Annotated in this window: 7 protein-coding genes and 1 rRNA gene; 5 read left to right on the forward strand and 3 right to left on the reverse strand. The window is 64.8% G+C overall.

Annotated elements, in window-relative coordinates; all coding sequences use genetic code 11:
• The first annotated feature begins 41 nt into the window (after positions 1–41).
• The 3 genes from rsfS to AC3WMR_RS19330 are packed head-to-tail and all read left to right on the forward strand — an operon-like array spanning position 42 to position 1,598.
• Complete coding sequence (gene rsfS / locus AC3WMR_RS19320; RefSeq protein WP_029953358.1) at positions 42–446, forward strand: ribosome silencing factor; 405 nt, start codon at positions 42–44, stop codon at positions 444–446.
• A gap of 8 nt (positions 447–454) precedes the next feature.
• Complete coding sequence (gene rlmH / locus AC3WMR_RS19325; RefSeq protein WP_025135153.1) at positions 455–925, forward strand: 23S rRNA (pseudouridine(1915)-N(3))-methyltransferase RlmH; 471 nt, start codon at positions 455–457, stop codon at positions 923–925.
• 52 nt (positions 926–977) lie between these two features.
• On the forward strand, positions 978–1,598 hold the full coding sequence (locus AC3WMR_RS19330; protein ID WP_492266315.1) for a Maf family protein: 621 nt from the start codon (positions 978–980) through the stop codon (positions 1,596–1,598).
• A 102-nt stretch (positions 1,599–1,700) separates the two neighbouring features.
• Here AC3WMR_RS19330 and AC3WMR_RS19335 read toward each other — a convergent pair whose 3' ends face one another.
• A complete protein-coding gene (locus AC3WMR_RS19335) occupies positions 1,701–3,038 on the reverse strand; it encodes a dicarboxylate/amino acid:cation symporter (protein WP_492266314.1) in 1,338 nt (445 codons plus the stop codon).
• Positions 3,035–3,325 (reverse strand): hypothetical protein, encoded by a 291-nt coding sequence (locus AC3WMR_RS19340; protein WP_492266313.1) that lies wholly within the window; start codon positions 3,323–3,325, stop codon positions 3,035–3,037. The genes AC3WMR_RS19335 and AC3WMR_RS19340 overlap by 4 nt, the downstream gene beginning before the upstream one ends.
• 8 nt (positions 3,326–3,333) lie before the next feature.
• On the opposite strand from AC3WMR_RS19340, the gene AC3WMR_RS19345 reads away from it, so the two are divergent.
• Together AC3WMR_RS19345 and AC3WMR_RS19350 are read left to right on the forward strand one after the other, a co-directional pair.
• Positions 3,334–5,304, forward strand: coding sequence for a sensor histidine kinase (locus tag AC3WMR_RS19345; protein ID WP_492266312.1), 1,971 nt, complete (start codon positions 3,334–3,336; stop codon positions 5,302–5,304).
• On the forward strand, positions 5,288–6,793 hold the full coding sequence (locus AC3WMR_RS19350; protein ID WP_492266311.1) for a sigma-54-dependent transcriptional regulator: 1,506 nt from the start codon (positions 5,288–5,290) through the stop codon (positions 6,791–6,793). Before AC3WMR_RS19345 ends, AC3WMR_RS19350 begins: the two co-directional genes overlap by 17 nt.
• 173 nt (positions 6,794–6,966) lie before the next feature.
• On the opposite strand, the gene rrf is transcribed toward AC3WMR_RS19350, so the two are convergent.
• Positions 6,967–7,079 (reverse strand): 5S ribosomal RNA (gene rrf, locus AC3WMR_RS19355).
• Positions 7,080–7,184: the final 105 nt, after the last annotated feature.

Genomic DNA, 7,184 nt, shown 5'->3' on the forward strand with positions numbered 1-7,184 from the left:
AACCGGCACCTGCTGTCCGTGCGCGGGTTATATTTGCAGCTATGGATATACAGAAACTCCAACGCGCCGTCATCGACGCCCTCGAAGACGTCAAGGCGCAAGACATCAAGGTCTTCAACACCACGCATCTGACGAGCCTGTTCGATCGCGTCGTGATTGCAAGCGCCACCTCCAATCGCCAGACCCGTGCGCTGGCCTCCAGCGTGGCGGATCGCGGCCGCGCACTCGACCTGTCCGGCATCACGATCGAAGGCGAGGACACCGGCGAATGGGTCGTCGTCGACTTGGGCGACCTCGTGGTCCACATCATGCAGCCCGTCATCCGCCAGTACTACAACCTGGAAGAAATCTGGGGCGGCAAGCCGGTACGCGTCAAACTGCTGCCCGAATCCACCCGGGCGGCGCCGATCGTCAGCGACGGCGCCTACGACGACGCCGACCAGTAAGGCGCGGCGTGAAACTGATCGTCGCCGCGGTTGGCACGCGCATGCCGGACTGGGTGCAGACCGCCTGGGACGACTACGCCAAGCGCCTGCCGCCCGATTGCGCGCTGGAACTGCGCGAAATCAAGCCTGAACCGCGCACCACCGGCAAGACACCCGCCCAGATGATGGCCGCCGAAGCCAAGCGCATCGACGCCGCGCTGCCCGCCGGCGCCCTGCGCCTGGCGCTGGACGAACGCGGACGCGACCTGACCACCATGGCCCTGTCGCAAAAGCTCGAACAATGGCGAGCCGGTGGCCAGGACGTGGCTTTCCTGGTCGGCGGCCCCGATGGCCTGGATGCCGACCTCAAGGCCTCGTGCAGCGGCCAGTTGCGGCTGTCTTCCCTGACCTTGCCGCATCCCATGGTGCGCGTGGTGCTGGCCGAACAGCTCTACCGCGCCTGGGCCATCATGACCAACCACCCCTATCACCGCGCCTGATCCGCGCCCGGCGTCCCAGCCAGGCGCGTGGCAGCCCCTCAGCTGGCCCCGTATGACTGAATCCGCTCCCGCCCTGCCCGCTCGCCTCTATCTGGCTTCCGCCAGTCCGCGGCGACGCGAACTGCTGACGCAGATCGGCCTTGCCCACGAGGTCTTGCGCGTGCCCGCGCCGCCCGGCGAAGACGAACCCCAGCATGACGGCGAAAGCGCCGCCGACTACGTCCAGCGCACGGCTCGCGACAAGGCCCTGCGCGGCCGCGACTGGCTGGGCGCCCAGGCGCTGCCTGCCCTGCCGCTATTGGCTGCCGACACCACCGTGATCCTCGACGGCCAGGTGCTGGGCAAGCCGGCCGACAGGGGCGATGCCATCCGCATCCTCGGCGCCCTGTCCGGCAACCCGCATCAGGTACATACCGCCGTCGCGCTCTGGACGGGCGATCGCCTGCTGGAGGCCGTGTCCATTACCCACGTCTGGATGCGCGCGCTGACGCAGGACGAAATCGGCCGCTATTGCGACAGCGGTGAACCCTTTGGCAAGGCCGGTGCCTACGGCATCCAGGGCCTGGCCGGCACCTTCATCTCGCGTATCGACGGCAGCTACACGGGCGTCATGGGCCTGCCGCTGTTCGAAACCGCCAATCTGCTGCGTAGCGCCGGGATCCAGATTCCCTGACACGGATCGGCAAGAAGAAAGCCCCCGGCCAGTCGGCTCGGGGGCTTTTTCTTTGCTGCCCCGCCGCTCTCATTGAACGCCAGGTGCAACTTGTCGCGGCGTTCAACCTTGCGAGGTCGACACGCGCGCAATCGCTTGAGGGTCTGCCGCGGCGGGGGCCTCGCCTTCCAGCGCGGCATGCAGCTTGTCCTTGTCCAGCTCGCCTTCCCAGCGCGCCACCACGACGGCGGCCGTGGCGTTGCCGACCAGGTTGGTCAGCGCGCGGCATTCCGACATGAAGCGGTCCACGCCCAGGATCAGGGCCATGCCGGCCACCGGCACCGTCGGCACCACCGACAGCGTCGCGGCCAGCGTGATGAAGCCCGCGCCGGTCACGCCTGCCGCGCCCTTCGAGCTCAGCATCGCCACCAGCAGCAGCAGGATCTGGTCACCCAGCGACAGCGGAATGTCGCAGGCCTGGGCGATGAACAGCGCTGCCATCGTCATGTAGATGTTGGTGCCATCCAGGTTGAACGAGTAACCGGTAGGCACGACCAGGCCGACCACCGACTTCGAACACCCGGCGCGTTCCATCTTCTGCATCAGGGTCGGCAGGGCCGCTTCCGACGAGCTCGTACCCAGCACCAGCAGCAGTTCCTCACGGATGTAGCGCACCAGCTTCAGGATGGAAAAGCCGTTGTAGCGAGCCACCATACCCAGCACAACCACCACGAACAGCACGGCCGTCGCGTAGAACGTGCCCACCAGCATCGCCAGGTTGATGATGGACTTGATGCCGTACTTGCCGATGGTGAACGCCATGGCGCCGAAAGCGCCGATGGGGGCCGCCTTCATCAGGATGGCAACCAGCTTGAAGATCGGCTGGGCCAGCGCCGTCAGGAAATCCAGCACGGGTTTGCCGCGCTCGCCCACCTGCGCCAGCGCGATGCCGAACAGCACGGCCACGAACAGCACCTGCAGGATGTCGCCGCCGACGAAGGGGCTGAAGATCGTGGTGGGAATCACGTTCAGCAGAAAGCCGGTGATCGTCGAATCATGCGCCTTGGCGACATAGCCCGACACCGCCTTCTGGTCCAGCGTGGCCGGATTGATGTGCATGCCGGCGCCCGGCTGCACGATGTGGCTCACCACCATGCCCACGATCAGGGCCAGGGTCGAAAACACCAGGAAGTACAGCATGGCCTTGCCCGCCACGCGGCCGACCTTCTTCAGGTCGCTCATCGCGGCGATGCCGGTGGCGACCGTCAGGAAGATCACCGGTGCGATGATCATCTTGACCAGCTTGATGAACCCGTCGCCCAGCGGCTGCATCGACTCGCCGAGTTCAGGCTTGAAGTAGCCGAGCAAGATGCCGATCGCGATCGCGAAGAGCACCTGCACGTACAGGATTTGATAGAACTTGAGCTTGCGCGCAGGCGCGACTTGATCTACTTCGATCATTGGGATTTGTCCCCACCAGGGGCCCCAAGCGCCTTGCGATGCGATGCAATGGCTGCCGGGGCGTTATCTCTTTTAAAGCCTTGCGTATCTCCGCAGGCCATTTCACCCGGGTGCGCAATGCCGCCAGGCTTACTGAGGTATATGCAAATGCCGTGCCAGGTGGCGCCAATCGTGAATCCGCCCCCAAGCCATTGATTTTGCTTATTTTCTTTCCATTCCTGAAGCGCTGGCACGTCAAATTTGGCGAAATTCCACACAGAAAACAGATAAAATGTGCGGAAAACCACACAAGCCTATGCCTCCCGACCCATCACCGCCCCGGGCCCCCGCCCACCCGTCATCGGACGGCCTGCCCCCGGCCAGCGCGCAGGCGGCCGCCAGGCCGCGTGGCCTTACCTGGTCTTGGGCACTCTTGATCCTGCTTGCGGTCGGCATTGTCTTCGGCACCCTGCACGCCGCCAGTGACTGGGCGCGTGACGGCGCCCTGAAGGAAGCCGCGCTGCAAGCCCGCGGCGCTGGGCAGATCAACGCCGCCCTCTTGCGCAACAACCTGGATAAATTCCGCGCCCTGCCGTTCGTGCTGACCCGCGATGTCGACCTGCGCGCCACGCTGCAGAACCCCACGCCCGCCCAGATCGAATCGCTGGACGAAAAGCTCGACGCGCTGAGTCGTGGCGTCGGCGCATCGGCCATCTACGTTCTGGATCAGAGCGGCTACGCCATCGCCGCCAGCAACTGGCGCGAGCCCGCCACCTTTGTCGGGGTCGACTACCAGTTCCGCCCTTATTTCAAGGGCGCCGTGGCGCATGGCTCCGCGGAGCATTTCGCGCTGGGCACCATCAGCCACGAGGCCGGCCTGTATCTGTCACGACGCGTGGACGACACCAACGGCACCATGCTGGGCGTGGTGGTGCTGAAGGTCGATTTCCGAGATCTCGAAGCCGATTGGCGGCAATCGAACGCCCCGATCTTCGTCACCGACGAGCATGGTGTGGTGCTGCTGGGCAGTCTGTCCGACTGGCGCTTCCGGGTCCTGTCGCCCTTGGCGCCCGAGATGGCCCAGACATTGCGTACCAGCCTGCAATTCGGCGACGCGATGTTCCAGCCGCTGCCACTGCGTCCGCCACTGAAAACCGTCAACGGCGGCCAACTGGTGCGCGCAGACGAAGCCCTGCCCCAGATTGCTGCAGGCGCGCCCCTCTTGCACACCACGCTGCCCATTGTCGAGTCGCCGGGCTGGACACTGCACCTGCTGTCGCCCGTGCAATCCGCCCTGAACCGAGCCACCGCCAACGCCCAGCTCGGCGCCCTGCTCGTCCAGGCGGTGCTGTCGGCCGTGATCGGCATCTTCCTGTATCGTCGCCACCGCAACCGCGAACGCACCGCGCAACAGGCGGCAGTGCGAGCGCAACTGGCCGCCCAGGTCGAAGAACGCACCGCCCAACTGCGCGAAGTGAATCAGCAACTGCTGACGCAGATGGACGAACGCCAACGCACCGAAGCGCGGCTGCACACCATGCAAGACGAACTGGTGCAGGCCAGCAAGCTGGCCCTGCTTGGCCAGGTCGCCGCCGGCGTGGCGCATGAAGTCAACCAACCCGTCGCCGCCATTCGCGCCTATGCCGACAACGCCGCTGAATTCCTGCGGCGCCAGGACACCGCCTCGGTGCAAGAAAACCTGGGCACCATCGCTTCGCTCACCGAGCGCATCGGCCACATCACTGGCGAGCTGCGGGCCTTTTCACGCAAAGCGGGCGCCTCGGTCGGCCCCACCAGCCTCAAAGAAGCGCTGGACGGCGCGCTGCTCCTGGTCGGCCCCCGCGCCCGGCGCCAGGGCGTCGTACTGCAACGCCCGCCCACCGAACCCGACTACCGGGTACAGGCCAATCGCATTCGTCTCGAGCAAGTCCTGGTGAACCTGTTGCAGAACGGCATGGACGCGCTGGAAGGTCAGGCCGACGGGCGCATCATCATCGCCATGCAGGACATGGGCGCCTCGGTGCAGCTGTTCGTCAATGACAACGGCCCTGGCCTGTCACCCGAAACCAGCGCACGGCTATTCACCCCCTTTCATACGACCAAGGCCGAAGGCCTGGGGCTGGGCCTGGTCATTTCGCGGGACATCATCGCCGAATTCGGCGGCGACCTGCGAGCCGCCCACCCCGGAGACGCCATTTTCCCCGCACCCCACGGCCCTGGCCGCGGTGCGATGTTCACGCTCACGCTGCGCAAGTCGCCGCCCACGATCCATGACCCGCGCCCCTGATTCCTCTTCTTCCCAGCCGACGGCCGCCGACAGCGCTTTGCCGGCGGGCTCTCCCTCTACGACAACAGCCGCCGCAGGCGTGCCGCCCGGCGGGCCATCGTCCGGTCCCACATTCACAGGCAACTCGGGCAAGCCGCCGGCACCCCGCGTCGCGTTCATCGACGACGACGAAGACCTGCGGCGTGCCAATGTCCAGACGCTGAAGCTGCACGGCATTGCAGTCGAGCCCCACGCCAGCGCACGCAGCGCCTTGCCGACGCTGAACCGCGACTTCGACGGCGTGGTCGTTACCGACATCCGCATGCCCGACATCGACGGCCTGCAGCTGTTCCAACGCTTGCGTGCCATCGATCCGGAAATTCCCGTCATCCTCATCACCGGTCACGGCGACATCGCCACCGCCGTGCAATGCATGCGCGACGGCGCCTACGATTTCCTGGCCAAGCCTTACCCGCCCGATCGTCTGGTCACGGCCATCACGCATGCCGCCGAAAAGCGCCACCTGGTGCTGGAAAACCGGCGGCTGCGCGAGGCCGCCTTTGCCGTGGAAGCCGACGAAGTGCCGTTCATCGGCACCACGCCAGCCATGCAACGTATCAAGCAGACGCTGCGTCATATCGCCGATGCCGACGTGGACGTGCTGGTAGAAGGCGAAACCGGCACCGGCAAGGAAGTCGTTGCCACCGCACTGCACCGCTTGAGCCGCCGGCGCCACCATGCGCTGGTGGCCATCAATTGCGGCGCCTTGCCCGAAAGCGTGATCGAAAGCGAATTGTTCGGTCATGAGGCCGGCGCGTTCACCGGCGCCCAAAAACGGCGCATTGGCCGCATCGAGCATGCCAGCGGCGGCACCCTGTTCCTGGATGAAATCGAAAGCATGCCGCTTGCCGTGCAGGTCAAGCTGTTGCGCGTGCTGGAATCCCGGCAGATCACGCCGCTGGGCAGCAACGATGTGCGCAACCTGGATCTGCGTGTCGTTGCCGCCACCAAGGAAGATCTCGGCAGCCCAGCCATTCGCGCCAAATTCCGCGAAGACCTGTTCTATCGCTTGAACGTCGTCACCATCCGCATTCCGCCGCTGCGCGAACGTCGCGAAGACATTCCGCTTCTGTTCGCACACTATCTGGGCCATGCATCACGCCGCTTCCAGCGCGACATCCCCGACATGCCGGCCGACATCAAGCATCATCTGTTGAGCCACGACTGGCCTGGCAATGTCCGTGAACTGGCTCATTTTGCCGAACGCTTCGTCCTGGGTGTGCTCAATGCCCCCACCAGCACGGCCCCCGTCCAGGACACGGCGCCTGGCACACTGCCCGAAAAGATGGAACGCATCGAAGCCCAACTCATCCGCGAAGCGCTCACGGCCCATCAAGGCGATGTACGCGCCACGTTGGAAACGTTGGGCATTCCCCGCAAGACGTTCTACGACAAGCTCCAACGTCACGGCATCGACCGGCAAGACTACACCGGTACACCGCTGGCCTGAGCGTATTCCATGCACGATGCTCACGCAAAAGCCCCTGGGCGGCGCAGCCGCCCAGGGGCTTTTTGTATTGCCGCGTTTGTGGCGCCGCGACTCGGAATTTCTCTTGCCAAGTTTTCGTCGCCACAAAGACAAAACCCCACAGGCGAGAGCCTATGGGGTTTTGCGGAATAAAAGCCTGACGATGACCTACTTTCACAGACGTCCGTCCACTATCATCGGCGCAAAGGCGTTTCACTGTCCTGTTCGGGATGGGAAGGAGTGGTACCACCTTGCTATGGTCGTCAGGCGTAACTGGTTGAGTGGTTGCTTTGAGGGCAACAACTCCAATCTTGGAAGAAGCGCAACGTGTGGATGATCAGAGACTGGCTCGATGATCACGCACAGTGGGGTG

The organism is Achromobacter sp. FW305-C-28, from assembly GCF_058783235.1.

Excerpts from the sequence above, each read along its gene's own strand:
- AC3WMR_RS19335 (WP_492266314.1), bottom strand. The coding sequence starts at position 3,038 with ATGATCGAAGTAGATCAAGTCGCGCCTGCGCGCAAGCTCAAGTTCTAT.
- AC3WMR_RS19350 (WP_492266311.1), top strand. The coding sequence starts at position 5,288 with ATGACCCGCGCCCCTGATTCCTCTTCTTCCCAGCCGACGGCCGCCGAC.
- AC3WMR_RS19330 (WP_492266315.1), top strand. The coding sequence starts at position 978 with ATGACTGAATCCGCTCCCGCCCTGCCCGCTCGCCTCTATCTGGCTTCC.
- AC3WMR_RS19345 (WP_492266312.1), top strand. The coding sequence starts at position 3,334 with ATGCCTCCCGACCCATCACCGCCCCGGGCCCCCGCCCACCCGTCATCG.
- rsfS (WP_029953358.1), top strand. The coding sequence starts at position 42 with ATGGATATACAGAAACTCCAACGCGCCGTCATCGACGCCCTCGAAGAC.